Genomic DNA, 18,812 nt, shown 5'->3' with positions numbered 1-18,812 from the left:
GATTATGGATATAACGAAGATGATTTCATCATCAGCTGAAATAAATTTTCCAAACAGTGAGAAAAGTATTCATGAATTAATTGAAATGCAAGCGATTCAAACACCTAACCTTCCTGCAATTATTTTTGAAAACAAAGCTATGTCATATGCTGATTTAAATCAAAAAGCAAATCAGTTGGCAAATTATCTACTCAGTGAAGGTCTTCAGCCTGAAGAACCTGTGCTTGTATGTTTAGATCGTTCCTTTAATATGGTGATTACGCTTTTAGGTATTTTAAAAGCAGGAGGCGCTTATGTGCCGTTAGATTCAGATTACCCATCAGATAGGCTCTCATATATGGTGGAGGATATTCATTCTCCATTTTTAATTACCTCAAAAGAAAAAGAAAACTTATTTATAGCAATGAATAAATTAATAAATAAAAAAATTCTAGTAGATGAGGAGAAATGGAAAGTTCACTCTGGAGAATCCCCTTTGGTACAAGGAGATAATAATCGTTTAATGTATATTATTTACACTTCGGGCTCAACAGGAGAACCTAAAGGAGTGGCAAATACACATCAAGCATTAAACAACCGCTTACAGTGGATGCAGAATGAACATGTCTTAGGAACTGCCGATAGAGTACTCCAGAAAACCCCGTACAGTTTTGATGTTTCAGTATGGGAAATCTTTTTGCCATTAATGACCGGTGCTGCTATCGTACTGGCTAAGCCAGGAGGACATAAAGATCCCACTTACTTGTTGAATTTAATTAAAGAACAGAACGTAACAACCATACATTTTGTCCCGTCCATGTTATCTGTCTTTCTTGAAGTAATTCCAGCTAAACAGATAACATCATTGAAAAGGGTGATTTGCAGTGGTGAAGCCCTAACAAAGAAAATTGAATTAGATTTTTTTTCTAAATATGAAAATACCAATTTATATAACTACTATGGTCCAACAGAAGCAGCAATAGATGTTTCATTTTGGAAATGTACGGGTGATGAAAGTGAAAGAGTTGTACCTATTGGTTATCCGATAAGTAATACTCAACTATATATTTTAGACGAAAACCTCGCACCAGTTGTTCCTGGAGAGACTGGGGAATTATATATCGGAGGGATTGGCCTAGCAAGAGGTTACTACAATCGAGAGGAATTAACTAGACATTCCTTTATACATCATCCAAATAAAGAGAGGGGCCGTTTATATAAAACAGGGGACTGGTGTAAGGAAAGGTCAGACGGAGCAATAGAATATATAGGGAGAAAAGATTTTCAAGTAAAGGTTCGTGGTTTTCGAGTTGAACTCGGAGAAATTGAAGCTTCTCTAGAAAAAAGAAAAGAAATAAAAAGGTGCATAGCAACACCGTGGGACCAATCTGGAGAAATGAGTATAGTAGCATATGTGCAATTTAGTGAAGGTTTTGTGCTCGAGGAGTCTGAATTGAGAGATGATCTTAATACTAAGTTGCCTGAACATATGATTCCTTCCGTATTTATAGAAGTGGAATCTATTCCATTATCATTAAATGGAAAAGTGGATAGGAAGAAGCTACCAACGCCTTATAGAAGCAATATAGAAAGTGTCCCTACCAATGTAACAGAGCAAAAGGTGGCTGCGATTTGGAAACAACTTCTAAGCTTAGAGGTTGTTGATATGGATACGCCTTTTATCAAATTAGGTGGTAACTCTCTTTTCGTAGCAAGGTTAGTAGGAAGAATTAATGGAACATTTAACCTTTTCCTTACTTTAAAAGATGTTTTTGAAGCAAAGACGATAAGACAATTATCTATTCTCATAAATGAAAAGTATCAGGATGGTAAAAATGAGGAGTTGGCATGCAAAGAAATACAGAACGGCGAACCATCTTGCCTATCAGATGCACAAAAACGTTTATGGTTTTTAAATAAATTGGAAGGTGACAGTCCTTTATATAATTTACCTCATTATATAGAAATCAATGGACTCTTGGATACTGTTGGTTTAAAGGCGAGTCTTCATCAAACATGTATAGAAAATGATATTTTTTCCTACCGGTTTGGTGACAAGGATGGAGAACCTTACCAATATAAAGATGTCATTGAAGGTATAACTGTATCGGAAGTTGATCTGTCAGACTACCCATTAGAATTGGCAAGAGAACAGGCAGTTAATTTTATGAAGATCGATGCAAAAATTCCTTTCTATATACAAAAAGAAAGGGTTTTTCGATTCAAGCTTTATAAATTAGCAAAAAATACGCATATTTTTTATTTTAATTTTCATCATATCATTTCAGATGGTTGGTCTGATCATGTTTTTATTCAAGCGCTCTTTAGACATTATCAATCATTTATGCAAGAAAAAGAATTGAAAGAAAAAACGAAGGTAACATACCAAGATTATATTTCAATGCAATCTGCCCATTGGAATCAGCCATATATGGATGAGCAACTTGCCTTTTGGAAAAAGGAACTAGAAAAAGAGCAACCGATAGTAAACTTATCAGCTGGTAAGCAAAAGCAATCCAATTCAATGCAAGGAGAAGAAATTACCTTTTCATTACCAGAAGGAATAATAAAGGAGCTAAAAAACTATTGCAAGCATAAGGATGTAACGGTGTACACTGTATTTTTGGCTATTTATATTATATTTCTACATAGACTTTCAGGTGAACATGATATTTCTGTAGGGTCCCCTGTGGCCGGAAGAAAGCAAGCAAATTTTGAAGACATTATTGGCTTATTTGTTAATACGGTTGTGATACGAAATGAAATAGATAATGATAACAGCTTTGAACAATTCTTAAAGCAGATAAAAAATAAAGCGATGAATGTGTTTTCAAATGATGATGTTCCTTTTGAAAAGGTTGTTGAAGAGGTTAGGCCTAATAGGAAGTTGTTTGGAAGTCCTTTCTTTCAATATATGTTTGCTTTTGAAGAAATGCCAAATACAGATGTTACAGTTGAAGATTTAAACCTCAGCCCCATTAAATCTGTTTTTAATGGTTTATCGAAATTCGATTTAACATTATTTATTAAAAAAGAAGGGGCAGAATATCTAGGCAAGTGGGAATATAGAAGTGATTTATTTAGTGAAAAGATTATGAAGCAATATAACAATATCTTTCTTCAAATCCTTCAATCGGTGATGGAAAACACGCAAATCAAAATTAAAGATATTTCTATCATCAAGGAAGAGAGTAAAAGGGAGTTAATAGTAGATTTAAATAATACGAAGGTGGATTTTCTTAACTGTTGCCTACATGAGCTTTTTGAAGAACAGGTCAAAAAAACGCCTTCTGCTACTGCAGCAATCTTTGAAAATGAGATTTTAACTTATGAAGAACTAGATAAGCGCGCCAATCAATTAGCACATGTTCTGATAAAAAGAGGTGTGAAACCTGATCAACCGGTAGGGTTAAGGATGGATAGGTCCTTGGGGCTTGTGGTTGCTATGCTTGGTATCTTAAAGGCAGGAGGCGCCTATTTGCCAATCGATAAGGAAGCACCTGTACAACGTGTGTATAGTTTATTGAAAAGTGCTAAATCAATTGTTTGTATCACAGATGAAAAGGGATTAGCAGCTACAAATACTACATTTATAGAATATGAATTAATAGATTCTTTCAGTACCTACAAGAGTGAAAAGCCAACGGTGAAAATATCTCCAGATCATTTGGTATCTGTATATTATACTTCGGGATCCACTGGCGCCCCCAAAGGAGTGAGTAGTACACATAGGGGTTGGGTTAATCGTATGTGTTGGATGCAAAATAAACATAAACTACAAGAAAATGAAGTAGCCTTGCAGAAGACAACTTTAACTTTCGATGATTCAGCAGTAGAATTTTTCTGGCCATTGATGATAGGAGGAACAGTCGCATTCATTCCTCCAGGTGCACATCGTGAACCGACAAGTATTATCGAATATGCAATACGATACAAGGTGGCTCTGCTACAATTTGTGCCAAGCATGCTCAAGATGGTTATTGAAGAAATCACACCTTTGCAGAAAGAGAAATTATCTAATTTAAGGGTTGTTGTATCTAGTGGTGAGGCATTAAAGGCTTCATTGGTCAAAAAATTCTACGAAAAAATGCCTGGTAAATTATTTAATACCTGGGGAGCAACAGAGGTATCTATTGATTCAACGTGCTATGATTGCACGCCTGATGACGAATTTGAAACAGATATTGTATCAGTTGGACGCCCTATTGATAATAATCGGGTATACGTGCTTGATCATCATTTAAATCCACTTCCATATGGGGTTCCAGGAGATCTTTATATAGCTGGCATTGGTCTTGCCAGAGACTATTTGTATGACCCTAAAAAAACAAATGAGTCCTTTGTTGCTGATCCTTTTTTTGAAGGGGAGAAGATGTATAGAACAGGGGACAGAGGATATTTAAATGAACATGGCGAGATTATGTTCCTCGGAAGAGATGATAATCAAATTAAAATTCGAGGAATGAGAGTAGAACTTGGAGAGATAGAAAGTAGGATTGCAGCTTTAGATTTTATAAAAGAAGCCATTGTCACTGCAAATGGACAGCAATTAAGTTGTTATTACATTTTAAATGTAGGTGAAGATAAGCAGGCTGTTGATATAAGAGAACATCTAACAGAACACTTACCTTCTTATATGATACCTGCCTATTATATGAAGTTAGAGAGTTTTCCGCTGAATGCAAATGGAAAAGTAGACAGAAAAGTTCTTCCTCAACCCAATGCGGAACATCTTATGATTAATCAGGATTACGCAATCCCTGAAAGTGAGATAGAGAAAAAAGTAGCAGATATTTGGAGTGAAAGATTAGGCATTGATTCTGTTGGACTGAATGATCATTTTTTTGAATTAGGCGGCCATTCCTTATTAGGCGTACAGATTATCTCGCAAATAAACAAAGCCTTTCAAATCTCTTTAACCGTACGATCATTATTTGAAAATCCTACAGTTAATCAATTATCCAATTTGATTCAAGCTTCTACTTCTATTTCAGAATTGTCACCGATTGTTAAGGTAGCAGATAGACAAGATTGGCATCCTTTGACTGATGCACAGCAAAGAATTTGGTTTTTAGAAAAATTAAATACAGATAATACGAGTTATAACCTTCCGCTTATCTTAAAATCAACTGGCAGGTTTGATATAAATCGTTTAAATGATGCAATAAACAAACTTATTATTCGGCATGAATCATTGAGGACTCAATTTTTAGAAATCGATGGTTTTCCTTTTCAGAAGGTCATTCCTGGATATGAACAGTGTGTGAAGGTTATAGAGGCAAGTGAGGCTACTTTACAAGAGTGCATTAATCTTGAGATGAAAATGAAATTTAACCTAGAAGACCCGCCGTTAATTAGAGGAAGTGTTTTGCGATGTGAGGAACGAGATATCTTCGTACTAATACTTCACCATATTATTTGTGACGGTTGGTCTATAAATGTACTAAAAAATGAGCTTATTCAAGTTTATATGGGGAATGAGGATTGTTTTGCAGAAGAGCCAATTCAGTATTTAGATTATACTTATTGGTTGTCTAATAAGCAGAGTAAAATCCAACATCAACTAGAATATTGGAAAAAGATATTTAATGAAGATATTCCAATTATTCAGCTTCCAATGGATTATTTAGAAAATAACACAAGATATAATCATACGATTCACAAAAAAATTGATTTGAATAAAGCCAATGAAATTAGGGCTTTTGTTAGAAGCAATAAAGTAACCCCATTTATGTTTTTCTTGAGTGCATTTTATGTTCTTTTATCCCGCTTAAGTGGGCAAAATGAAATTACTCTAGGTACACCGATTATTAATAGAAGTAATACCGAATTAGAAAAGGCAGTAGGGTTATATTTAAATACGCTACCACTTAAAGCGGATATCAATGAGCATTTGAGTTTTACCGAGTTTTTAATGAAGACAAAAGCAATTGTCTTGGGCGCATTCGAAAATCAAGATATTCCTTTTGAACAAATTGTTGAGGCTGTTCAACCTGAAAGAAATATAGACCGGAATCCGTTATTTGACATATTAATAAATTATCGGAAGTTTGAAGAGCAAAAAACGTTCAGCGTTCATGGTGAGGAAATAGCTGAACTAGAAGTAGCGGATATAACGTCTAAATTCCTGATGACTTTATATATTGAAGAGACAGCAGATCAATTTAAATTCAGTATAGCTTATCAAAATCATTTATTTTCAGTGGAGCGAATGGAAGACTTTTTTGAACAATACTTGAGTCTATTAAATACTTTTATCGCTAACAAAGAACAATCGATCCTACAACCGAGTTTAATGACGGGAAAATCAAAAAAAATATTACCTAACCCAGAGAAACCACTGTACAAAAAAAGCTATCCTTCTGTTACCGAACAGGTTGAATATTGGGCAAAGAACACGCCCGAGAAAATCGCCGTGGAAGAAGGTAATAAATTTTACTCGTATACGCAATTATCTAATTATTCTAATAAAGTGAGCATTGGTTTACGAAGATGTGGCATTAAACCAGGGGATGTTATTGCTATTCAAGGCAAAAGAAGTTATTCGATGATAGGCACAATCGTAGGTGTATTAAAGGCAGGCGGAACGTTTTTAAATATTGATAATGACCTACCTGCACAACGGGTTACTCAAATGATTGAGCAGTCGAAAGCTAAGGCTATTATTCTTACTGACAATTTAGGCATTCATCAGAGCGTTTTTTCAATTAGTACTCTCGCTACATACCATGTAGATGAGTTTGTTAATAGGTTGGAGAATTCAAGAAGTATGAAACCTATCAATCATGACAATGCTTATATATTCTTTACTTCAGGTACTACAGGTCAACCGAAAGGAATATTAGGATCTCATAATAGCCTTTCACATTTTCTCAATTGGCAAAGAAACCATTTTAGTGTCAGTAATGAAGATAGAAGTGCCCAGCTGACTCATACAACGTTTGATGTATACTTACGTGATATATTTTTACCGTTAACAAGTGGATCTACAGTTTGTGTACCTGTAGAGGATGAGGAGGAAGATATTTTTCATTGGCTCAATGAGAAAAAAATCACGCTCCTTCACGCTGTCCCGTCTATTACCATGCACTGGTTTAGAAGCGGTTTGAAGATAAAATTGCCTTCATTAAGGCACATATTTTTTGCCGGTGAACCGTTACCTGATTATTTGGTAGAGAAGTGGAGAGAGGTAACATGTGCCCAGGTCAATAATTTTTACGGTCAAACGGAAACAACTTTAGCCAAGAGCAGTTGTCCCATCGATTCAGCATTACAAAGTAATACAGTAATGCCTATTGGTAGCCCTATTTCTGATGCTCAACTTCTTATTGTGAATAAAAGTGGTGATCAATGTGGAGTTGGTGAAATGGGTGAAATTACAATAAGAACACCTTATATGTCTAAGGGCTATATTAATTCCCGAGACAAGATATTTGAACAACATAAATGGTCAGGTTCTTCAGATGATGTGTTATATAGGACAGGTGATTTGGGGAGATATCGTCCAGATGGATTAATTGAGATTTTGGGTAGGAAAGATCATCAAATAAAAATAAGAGGTGTAAGAGTAGATAAAAATGAAGTAGCAGCGGCTATTGTTAATGAAACTCAAATTACTGATTGTGCAGTAATAGATGTAAATACAGATGACGATGTTCACTTAATTGCTTTTGTCGTAGTAAACAAGGAAATGTTTAATCCGAATGAACTACGGATTCGGTTGAGAGAAGTACTGACATTGTCGATGATACCTAACAAATTTATATCCATACCAGAAATTCCTGTTACGAAAAATGGAAAAGTAGATGTATTGAAGTTAATGGCTTGGTCTAGTCAACAGGAACACATGGGCTCTTATTCTTTTCAAACAAAAATGGAAAAGGATATGAAAAGAATATGGGATCATCTTCTACCAGGAAAAGAGATACGTCCTGATGACAATTTCTTTGAATTGGGTGGCTATTCTTTGCTAATTGTACGTATGATTGCCGCTGTAAAAGATGAAATCGGCAAGGATTTATCCTTAATTGATATTTTTAAATACCCTACGATACGAAGCTTAACGGCCTATCTTTCTCTAAAAGCAGGTCAAAGTGATAATAAGACCGTAGCTGTGAGAAAAGTTGAGCGAATAAAAAGAACAGTTACTTATACTGGAAAGGAGTGAAAAAATGGACGAGTCATTAGAAGAAAATGTGTATCTTCTCCCGGCTTCTTTTGGACAAAAGAGAATATGGTATTTTGAAAAGTTATTTCAAAAGAGTCCAACTTATAATATTCCTTTTATCTTTAAGCTTAGTGGTAGATTAAATGAAAACATACTAGAACTTTCAATTATGAAAATGATTGAAAGGCATGAAATATTTCGAACGACATTTCTTGAAGTGGATGGAGAGCCAGTACAAAAAGTTTCTGTCTCTTCTCCAACTTTTAAATTGATAATGAAAAATAAGCAAGAAATTGAAGAAGAAGTTAAGTTAGAAGAGTATATACAGAGCTTTGCAAAAAAAGCATTTGATATCGAAAAGGGTCCTCTCATTAATTTTGAATTAATTAAAATCGATGAGCATTTTCATTACTTTCTTTTTAATGTACACCATATTATTTATGATGCGTGGTCCTTAGATATATTCAAAAAAGAACTTTTAAATATATATACACACTTAGAAAAAGGGGATGAGCTTCAAATTAGCGATCCTGAATATCACTATGCGGATTTTGCTAATTGGGAAAGTGAGTCACTTCTTGATGGGAAACTAGAACAGAGTATTGGCTTCTGGAAGGAATACTTGAAAGATGCTTCTCCCTTTTTACAATTACAAGCTGATTTCCCAAGACCAAGAGAACAAACCTACAGCGGCAACAATATTAGGCTATCTTTTCCTAACGAGTTGGTAGGAAAGGTAAGGGAGTATACTCAAAAGAGTGGATCCACAATGAACGCCTTTTTTATGGCAGCCTATTTTATTTTACTTTATAGATATACCGGTCAAAAAGATATTGTCATAGGTAGTCCAATATCTAATAGAAAAGCAGCATTTACCGAAGATATGATTGGATTTATTGTTAATACACTTCCTATTCGTATGTCTTTAAAACCCTATAGTAAATTTTCATCCGTATTGAAAAAGACAATCAAATCTTTTCTAAATGTATACGAAAACAGTACGGTTCCATTTGAGAGAATTGTCCAAGAGGTTAATCCCAAAAGGGAAAACTCTTATCATCCGATATTTCAGGTTCTATTTACTTACCATGAGCAAGGAACAGAAGATGAACAATGTTTAAAGGTCGAGTATGAAAAAATTAATACAGGTACATCAAAGTTTGATAAGGTCCTGTATATAAATGCTGAAGGAAATCAAGCATATGCAGAAATTGAGTACAACCCTGATATTTTAAGCAAGCAATCAATGGAAAGGTTCATTAATCATTATATTCAATTAGTTCAAGATATTATGGCGGATCCTAATAAGCCAATATCTAAATTGAGCTTTATGAGTAAGCATGAAATTGCCGAATTAACAAGCTTTAATATGAAGGGAAGGCCGCCATCTTATATCCATGATAGGATTGCCTATCACTCTCTTTATAAGCCAAATGCCTGCGCTGTCAAAACAGATTCAGGCAGTTATACTTTTGCAGAATTGGAGAGAAAGAGTAATCAGATTGCAGCCATAATAAGAAGAAACGGTAGTAAACAAGGGAGCATAATAGGTCTTTCGATGAGTCGGACTTTAGAGCAAATAGCGGCAATATTGGGAATTATCAAAAGTGGGTGTGCGTATTTACCAATTGATCCAGCGCTTCCTGTAAACAGGATGAATTATATGCTTAGTGATGCAAATGCCCCGCTTTTGTTGACTGATAAAGTAGTGAATCAACATGGGGTCCCTTATCAGATTATAAACATAAAAGAGGCAATGCAATCAGAGCTGGATAAACCACTCCTGTGTTTAAAGGAATTGCCTCCAGATGAGATGCTAGCATATGTAATATATACATCGGGTTCATCCGGCAAACCAAAAGGAGTTAAAGTTACACATGCATCATTGCTCAATCATATTGATGATTACTTAGAAGTGTTTCCTTATCAAGAAAGTGAAAGGGTCTTACAAAACATAAATTTTACTTTTGATGCGTCAATAACCGAAATATTTGGTTCGCTGATAGGAGGAGGTACATTGGTTCTCACGAAACAAGAGAATCAATTTGATATCGCTTATTTAGCGAATTTAATGTATCAAGAAAGAGTCACGAGAGCACAGCTGTTTCATAGTTTAATAGATAAATTGAATGATCAATCTCTATTTAATAATAATGACTCGCTTCGACTGGTTTTCACAGGAGGTGAAGCACTCAATAGGAGAATAGTAGAAAAATTCTATGGGTCGATTAATATCGATGCAACACTAGTCAACTTATATGGGCCAACAGAAGCGACTGTTGCGGCAAGTTATCATATATGTAGTAAAACATACCCTAACGTAACGATGCCAATAGGGAAAAACTTTGGAGGTTACCAACTAATAGTATTAGATGAGAATCTTCAACTCGTTCCTAAAGGCGTTGAAGGAGAATTGTTTATTGGTGGTCCAAGTGTATCACAGGGGTATATTAACAATGAAGAGTTAACAAAAAACACATTTATTACTTTAGATGTAAGTGGAAAAAATCAAATGTTTTACAAAACAGGGGACATTGTGAAGCAACTGGCAAACAATGAGTTTTTGTTTATATCAAGGAAGGATTCCCAAGTAAAGATTAGAGGTTTTCGAATAGAATTAAACGAGATAAAAAGTACAATTCTAGATTACCCTGAGATAACAGATGCTGCAGTCGTTACACATATAAATAATGGAGAAAATCAAATCTATGCTTTTCTTGTTAAAAATAAAGATAGTCAAATAATAGCTGCAAACATTAAACGCAGACTGCAACAAGTGCTTCCGCATTATATGGTACCAGCATCCTTTGTTTGGGTGGATGAAATTCCCCTCTCCTCAAATGGTAAACTTCTCGTCAACGAATTGCCTTTTGAGCGAAATGACCTTGTGAGCAAAGTGAAGTTAATGCCAAAGAGCCATGTGGAAATCAAACTTTGTCACATTTGGCAAGAGGTATTAGGTATTAAAGAATTGGGGGTTAAAGAGGATTTCTTTGATCTCGGTGGTTACAGTATAAAAGCCATTGAAGTAGTTGCTGCCGTTCGAAAAGAGTTTAATATCAGTATGACGATTTCTGACTTATTTAAGTATAGAACGATTGAGCAATTGAGTGAATTTATTGAAGATGGGAACAAAGTGAAAGTTGATAATAATGTAGTTGTTTTAAAGCAATCAGATACAACTCACCCTCCATTATTTTTGATTCATCCGGGAGGTGGGGGGGCACTCTGTTATATGCCACTCGTGAAAGATATGTCTATAAATCTTACTATATATGGAATAGAATCCATTGGATATGGAGATAATCAGCAGCCATTAAATACTATACAAGAGATGGCAGTTAAATATGTGGAGGAAGTATTACAAATTCAAACGGAAGGTCCATACAGAATAGCTGGTTGGTCCATGGGTGGGACAATTGCGGTAGAAATGGCAAGAATATTAGAAGAGCGAAACTATCATGTGTCATCAGTTATACTTTTTGATGCTCACCCTTTTCATAACTTGCAGTCAGTAGCTAATAGGGATCCATTAATCGTATGGGCACATAGTTTAGGGATGGACTTAGAGGCATTTAGTCAACTTTCAAATAAGGATAAATATACAGAAGTCTTAGAGAGAGCGATTAGAAAAGGTGTACTACCTAAAGGCTCAGAACAAGAGGATGTAAAAAGAATCATTGAAGTAATGGGGAAGAATAACATTGCATGTGAGTCGTATAAGTTTGTTCAAGAAATTACTTCAGATTTAGTTCTTTTTAAATGTAAAAAAATTGATGAGACTCAGCCTCATGCACTTGTTGATGAAAATATTTGGCGGAATAGGACGTTAGGCAAGGTAACGGTCATACCAGTTGATGGTAATCATAATAATTTACTGGAATCTCCACATTCTGTAGTAATAGGAACAATGATGGATCAATTATTATCGTTAAAGGAGATGAAGCAAATTGAGAATGACAGGAAGAGTCAAGAGTCCCCCGCATGAAATCATGAATAAGCTTATATTATATCCGCAGCTATTGTTTGAGTCAGATAACTATCTAGAACATTATCTATCTATTGAAAAAGTGCTCATAAAATCTTATGAGGAAATGAATTTAATTAATACAACAGATGCTGTAAAACTCTTAGAAAGTGTAAAATCTGTACAAAAAGAAAATATTATTAAAAGCGCCTATTCTAATATGAATGATATTGCCTTTTCTATTGAAAAGGCAATTGATGAGAACTTGGGTAAGCCAGTATTAAATTGGCATTTAGACAGAAGCAGAAATGATTTACAGGCATGCGGACAGTTAATGTATGCAAGGGATTCATGGATCAGTCTAATTCAAAAATTTCAAAAGCTCTTGATAGAGTTATGGGCACTGGCTTCTAAGTATAAAAGGACGATTATGCCAGGCTATACACACTTTCAAACGGCGCAGGTGATGAGTGTCGGATTCTATCTGACTGCCATAAGCCGTCATATACAGAAGACATTGGAGAAAATGGTTCTTTGTTTGGAGTCTATAAATGAAAGTTGTCCATTAGGCTCTGGGGCAATGTCAGGTCAGGAGTATCCATGGGATTTGGAAATGATGGCAAATGATCTAGGTTTCGATTCATTTGGTGGACATGCTTTAGTATGTGTGGCATCACGGGATTGGATTTTAGAAATAGGAGAGAGTCTGGCATTCTTTGGTGTTAATATGAGCCGTTTCATGACAGATATGATGAACTGGGGGAGTAGTGAATATCAATTCCTTCATTTTCCTGATGAACTAGTAGGTATCTCTTCCTCCATGCCACAAAAAAGAAATCTTCCTATACTAGAGAGAATTAGAGGAAAAACAAGTCATCTAATTAGTTATTATCAGGATTTTATGTTGGGTCAACGGAATACACCCTTTAGTAATCTAGTGGAGGTTTCAAAGGAATCATCGAGCAACCTACCACGGCTTTTCCAAACAGCAAATGACATTGCCGATCTTCTGCTACTTATTTTTGAGAATATTGATTTCAATATAAATAAGATGAAAAAAAGGTGTGAAGAGGATTACCTTGGTGGATTTACGTTAGCCAATTATTTATCAGCTAAAGAAGGCATTCCTTATCGTAAGGCCCAAGTCATTTCAGGTGAATTCATCACCTTAGCAATCAATGAGGGAATTGCGCCAAAAAAACTACCCATTTTATTATTATCACAAGTCTGCGAGCGGTATGGCTATAAACAGCTTCAGATAAATCAAGCTACTTTAGTTGATATATTTGACCCAGAAAAAGCCTTGTTTGTAAAAATTACAGCCGGCTCTGTTCACCCTGAAGAAGTAAATGAAATCATAGAGTGTCAGAAAAGGCAAAACGCAGAGTTTATTCGTCGTTTTAATCGGATAACAGAAAAGGTGACCGAGGCAAAGCAGAGATTGAATAAATGGGTGCCCGGAAAGGAAAATGTAAATGATTAAGGAAGCCAAAATGGTATGTGATAACGAAGTGATTACCGGTGTTGGTAGAGCATGTGGTACCTTTGGAGAATTCCTACAAGGGATCCTACCAGATAATCAGGAATTTTTAGTCACTTTTCCAATTAATCGGTTTTCGACTTGCTATTTTAACTCATCCCCATCTGCTCAAGAGTTAGAAGTTTTTCCTCCCCATAAGAAAAAAACTAGACAATTAGCTATTAATATTTTGTCTTATTTTAACTTACCTACAGGAGGAAGACTGGAAATAGATAGTGAGCTTGTTGAGGGGAAAGGGTTGGCGAGCTCGACTGCTGATATGGTGGCAGCTATAAGGGCAATAGAAGACTGTTACCCAATTAAGATTCCTATTTATCTTTTAGAAGAGATGATGAGAAGAATTGAGCCCTCCGATGGCATTATGTATGAAGGCGTTGTGTCTTATTACCATCGCGAAGTTAAGATTAGAGGCAACTTTGGTAGTTGTCCACCATTAACCGTTCTTGCAATTGATGAAGGTGGGGTAGTAGATACAATTGAGTTCAACCACCAAATTAAACCATTTGATCAAAAAGAAAAGGTAGAATATGAACGTCTTTTACAACAGGCAGAAGGTGCTATTGTAGTAGGCGATGTGAACTTATTGGGGCAGGTAGCGACAAGAAGTACAGAGATGAATCAAAAGGTTAGACCGAAATTGTTAATAGATAAAATGAAAAGAATTAATCAAGAAATAGGAGGGGTTGGTATAGTTACAGCTCATAGTGGTACTTATATTGGAGTTTTACTATCGGATACGGATCCCAATTATATAGATAAATTGAAAAAGGGTATTGAAAAGTTTAAATCCTTTGGACTAAGTGCTGAAGTCTTTCACTCCCTACCCTCTACAAGAGAAGGCGGGGGGTGGCTTTGGTGAATGATAGTATGATCAATCTGATAGGTAGGACACCAGCAGTCAGGCTACGGCTGGAAGCAAATAGTGTCGCACCGGTTTATGCAAAGTTAGAGATGAATAATCCTTTCGGTATGAAGGATCGCGTAGCAAAAAAGGCAATTTATGAAGCAATCAATGCGGGAATTTTAAAACCTGGAGGCGTCATTGTAGAAAGTTCTTCAGGTACATTGGCTATGGGAGTCACATTAGTAGGAACGTATCTTGGCTATGATGTGCATATTATTACGGATCCACGTATTGATCAGTTAACGTTGGCGAAAATGAAGGCTTTGGGAGCCAATGTTCATATTGTAAAAGAAATGGAAGAGGAGGGAGGGTGGCAAAGGGCGAGACTTAATTACCTTCATCGTTTTATGGAAAGCCACCCCAATGCCTTTTGGCCAAGACAATATGAAAATCCTAATAACCCCCTTGCTTATGAGGATTTGGCCAATGACTTAATCATTGATATCGGTAGAGTTGATTATTTGGTAGCGGCAGTGGGAAGTGGAGGGTCCTTATGTGGAACGGCTAAAGCTTTAAAAAAGGAGAATCCCTCATTAAAGGTAATTGCAGTAGATGCAGTAGGAAGTGCGATTTTCCAACAAAAAGATCAGCCTCACAGACTCCAAGGAGGATTGGGGAATAGCTTGAAGCCGCAAAATGTTGATTACTCCATAATAGATAGTGTGCATTGGCTGAATGATCAGGAAGCTTTTTCATGGACTTTAGAACTTGCTAGACATGAGAAGATATTTGCTGGAAACAGTTCGGGGAGTGTTTATGCTGTAAGCAGATGGCTAAGTACACAAGTCAACAAAGACAATGTGATTGTTGGCATTTTTCCAGACAGAGGAGATCGATATTTTCATTCAATATATGATGAGAAGTATTTAAGGAAACACGGTATCATAAGCAATTGTTTAAACATGAATCCTGTCGAGGAAAAGGATATTAAGGATGTGTGTAATTGGTCATATACCCATATCAATCGAGGGGAGAAAGTGAATGAAAAAGTTGCTGTTTATTGAATCTAATACGACTGGTACAGGAATGCTGGCACTGGAAAAAACGGTGGAACTAGGGTTAAGGCCAGTGTTCATAACAAATAATTCTAGCCGTTATGAGCAATTGACATTAATTGATTGTGAGGTTGTTATAGCAGAAACGAATGATTTAGAAGGCTTGAAAAATACAATTTTGAATCACTTTACATTAGAAGAGATTGCAGGTATTACAACAACAAGTGAATTTTATATTTATACTGTCGCATGTTTGAATCGCCTTTTTCATTTTTCTGGTAATTCGCCAGATACAATCAAAATTGTAAGAAATAAGTCTGCTGTTAGACAGGTATTAAGAGAATGCTCAGAACTCTATCAGCCATATTTTAGATTAGTAGAATCAGAGCAAGACTTAGAATTATTAAAAGGTGAACTTAATTATCCAGTCATTGTAAAGCCAATTGATGATAGTGGGTCCAATTTCGTACGTAAATGTATGGACTATCCATCATTATCTGCATATGCAAAAGAGATAATGAGAATTACTCATAATGTCAGAGGTCAAACGAAAAAACAAGGAGCTTTGATCGAAGAGTATATAGAAGGGCAAGAATACAGCGTAGAAGTTTTTTCCGTTAAAGGTAAACATCATCTGATAGGAGTGACCGAAAAACAATTAAATAAGGGAGATTTTTTTATAGAAAGTGGTCATGTATTTCCAGCTAGGATAGATGAAAATCTTAAAGGAATAATTGAAAAAGGGGTTTTACTTATTCTTGAAAGTTTACTTTGGAAATCAGGACCTGCTCATCTAGAGATAAAGATAAAAGATAATAAAGTATTTTTAGTGGAGTTTAATGGGAGACTTGCAGGAGGTATGATACCTGAACTTATAAAATATGCAACTGGAGTGGATCTGCTTAAAGAACAATTAAAGAATGCATCAGGAATTGAACCGTTAATTGAGGAAAAAAAGTCATTAACTGCAGGTATCAAATTTTTAGTGCCTAGTGTGTCAGGGGAAATAAAAGAATTGCATAATGTTAAATCTCATAGTGATATAAAAGAGGTTCGTTATTCTAAAGTACCTGGTGACTATGTAAAGAAAGCGGAAAATGCGTATGGCCGAATAGGTTATATGGTGGTAGCCTCACGAACTTATAGTGAAATGAAATGTTTATTGGATGGTTTTGAACAATCAATGCTAATTGAGGAGTGTGTACATGATCAATTATTTAAGTGATACAATTACGTTGCCAACAGATGCCATGATGCAATCAATACAAGAAGCAAAGCTAGGTGATGATGTTTATGGGCAGGATGAAACAGTAAATCATCTTGAAGAATTTGCTGCAAAGTTAACAGGGAAAGAAGCGGCCTGCTTTATGCCGAGTGGTACAATGGCGAATTTAGCTTCTATCATGGCTTACTGTCCAAGAGGAACAAAAGCACTCGTTGGTGATGAATCTGATATCTATATTTTTGAAGCTGGAGGAGCTTCAGTTTGCGGGGGGATTATGTACGAACCTATTCGTACACAGTCTGATGGAAGTCTCTCTATAGAAGATTTAACCAACGCTATTCCAATCGATAAGAACGATCCACAATTTGCTCTGCCGGCGTTAATCTGTCTTGAGAATACACATAACAGGTGTGGAGGGAAAGCGTTAAGCTTAGATTACTTAAGTGAGATAAAGCGTTTTGGGGATGAAAATCATATCCCTATCTATATGGACGGGGCCCGTGTCTTTAATGCAGCTCTCTCATTAGGTGTCGATATAAAAGAGATTACACAGCATGTGGACTCTTTACAATTTTGTTTATCAAAAGGGTTATCGGCACCTGTAGGCTCGATTGTATCAGGTACAAAACAACACATTAACGAAGTACGAAGAATTAGAAAAATGTTGGGTGGAGGAATGCGCCAGACGGGAATTTTAGCAGCTCCCGCCTTGGTGGCCCTTCAAACCATGATAGATAGACTGACAGAAGATCATCAGAAAGCGAAAAGACTTGCGAAAGAATTAGAAGCGATTGATGGGATTGAGGTTGAAACAAAGGATGTACATTCAAATATAATCATGTTCAAAATCATTAATGAAAATTTCACTTGGAAGTCATTTCTTGAGGCTGCAGAAAAAAATAATGTAATATTTTCTGAGATGGGATATGGTAGAATACGAGCGGTTATTCATAGACATATTACAGATGACGATATCACTTCAACAATTAAGATCATAAAAGAGATACTACATTCTAATATTATTAAAGCCTACTAGCATACTGTTTTATAGTATGCTTTATTTCTTCTTTGATGGCGTTAGATATTTCTTGATCATTAATTGAATCTGCTATGCTTAATGCTTTGTTAACATGTAACTCACCATTTCTGGAATCCCCTTTTAAATAGTGAATTTCAGCAAGGGAGTGTAGTGATTGGCTACAGAAAGCATATTTCCTTTCAAAAGAAAATATATTTACTGCTTCATCGAAGTATTGTTGGGCGATATCTAAATCGTTTTTTCGCTTATGTAGAATGCCCAATAGATATCTTACTTCTCCTGCACAATAAAATAAGTGATTAGATTGTAAGTAGTACTCTAGGCGATAACAAATATCAAAGCATTCACTATCTCTATGATTTTCATAGTAAAGACAGGCCAGATTATAGGCTACTCTAGGGAAGAGGGACTTATCCTCAATATAGGGACTATTTTCTAAAGCTTTGTATGATGAAATAAAAAGACGAAGAGCCTCTTTTAGTTTATTTTGTTCTAAGAGTAATAATCCAAGAGAATTCGTAATATTAATATCTATTTCGTTAATTATTTTTCCGTTTTGGATGAGTTTCCGCAGCAGTATTTCAGCTTTTTCAGGGTTTTGGTCTCGTTTATGATAAAGAACTGCCTCAATCCAACTTAGAAATCTGAGGAATTGTCGGTTGTTTAATAAAGGGTTGTTATTAGAGAAATTTTTTGCCTCTTCATAGTGGTATTGTAAAGTGATAAAATCTAATTGATAGAGACTCTCTCGGCAAAGCCTCTTAAATTTTTGTACGTAGGATATAAGTTCTGCTTCATCATTATCTGATAAAATGTATTCAATAGGGATATTAAGTTTCATGCAGATCTCTTTCAGTATATCCAATCTAGGCAGTTGCTGTCCTTTTTCGATACGATATAAAGTGGATTCATCACATATATTATCAGCTAAATATTGCCTAGAAAACCCGTTTTTCTTTCGATAATAGGCAATTTTTTCACCTGTTTTCTCCAAAA

8 protein-coding genes are annotated in these 18,812 nt (G+C 35.6%); 7 read left to right on the top strand and 1 reads right to left on the bottom strand.

The features are described 5' to 3' along the window. Positions 1 to 4: 4 nt before the first annotated feature. From MKY26_RS16350 to MKY26_RS16320, 7 genes are read left to right on the top strand one after another with little or no spacing between them, the layout of a single operon-like run. Positions 5 to 8,146 carry a non-ribosomal peptide synthetase gene (locus MKY26_RS16350; protein WP_341098152.1) on the top strand — a complete coding sequence of 2,714 codons (8,142 nt, stop codon included), beginning with the start codon at positions 5 to 7 and terminating at the stop codon, positions 8,144 to 8,146. A gap of 4 nt (positions 8,147 to 8,150) precedes the next feature. After that, on the top strand, positions 8,151 to 12,134 hold the full coding sequence (locus MKY26_RS16345; protein ID WP_341098151.1) for a non-ribosomal peptide synthetase: 3,984 nt from the start codon (positions 8,151 to 8,153) through the stop codon (positions 12,132 to 12,134). Continuing rightward, on the top strand, positions 12,103 to 13,596 hold the full coding sequence (locus MKY26_RS16340) for an argininosuccinate lyase (RefSeq protein ID WP_307316603.1): 1,494 nt from the start codon (positions 12,103 to 12,105) through the stop codon (positions 13,594 to 13,596). Before MKY26_RS16345 ends, MKY26_RS16340 begins: the two co-directional genes overlap by 32 nt. Next, a complete protein-coding gene (locus MKY26_RS16335; protein WP_095371510.1) occupies positions 13,589 to 14,512 on the top strand; it encodes a GHMP family kinase ATP-binding protein in 924 nt (307 codons plus the stop codon). Before MKY26_RS16340 ends, MKY26_RS16335 begins: the two co-directional genes overlap by 8 nt. Then, the gene (locus MKY26_RS16330; RefSeq protein WP_340976903.1) at positions 14,506 to 15,561 is read left to right on the top strand and encodes a PLP-dependent cysteine synthase family protein; all 1,056 of its coding nucleotides are present in this window, start codon (positions 14,506 to 14,508) and stop codon (positions 15,559 to 15,561) included. Before MKY26_RS16335 ends, MKY26_RS16330 begins: the two co-directional genes overlap by 7 nt. Further along, positions 15,539 to 16,777, top strand: coding sequence for an ATP-grasp domain-containing protein (locus tag MKY26_RS16325; RefSeq protein ID WP_095371512.1), 1,239 nt, complete (start codon positions 15,539 to 15,541; stop codon positions 16,775 to 16,777). Before MKY26_RS16330 ends, MKY26_RS16325 begins: the two co-directional genes overlap by 23 nt. Further along, positions 16,758 to 17,813 (top strand): GntG family PLP-dependent aldolase, encoded by a 1,056-nt coding sequence (locus tag MKY26_RS16320; protein ID WP_322909858.1) that lies wholly within the window; start codon positions 16,758 to 16,760, stop codon positions 17,811 to 17,813. Before MKY26_RS16325 ends, MKY26_RS16320 begins: the two co-directional genes overlap by 20 nt. Here the strand turns inward: MKY26_RS16320 and MKY26_RS16315 are convergent. Continuing rightward, on the bottom strand, positions 17,800 to 18,810 hold the full coding sequence (locus tag MKY26_RS16315; RefSeq protein ID WP_157733856.1) for a helix-turn-helix domain-containing protein: 1,011 nt from the start codon (positions 18,808 to 18,810) through the stop codon (positions 17,800 to 17,802). The two genes, MKY26_RS16320 and MKY26_RS16315, sit on opposite strands and share 14 nt — an antisense overlap. Between the last annotated feature and the right edge of the window lie 2 nt (positions 18,811 to 18,812).

Source organism: Cytobacillus sp. FSL R7-0680 (assembly GCF_038009245.1).
Taxonomy (GTDB): Bacteria; Bacillota; Bacilli; order Bacillales; family Cytobacillaceae; genus Cytobacillus; species Cytobacillus kochii.
The sequence above is the reverse complement of the archived record's forward strand: the minus strand, read 5'-3'. Positions and strand labels throughout refer to the sequence as shown.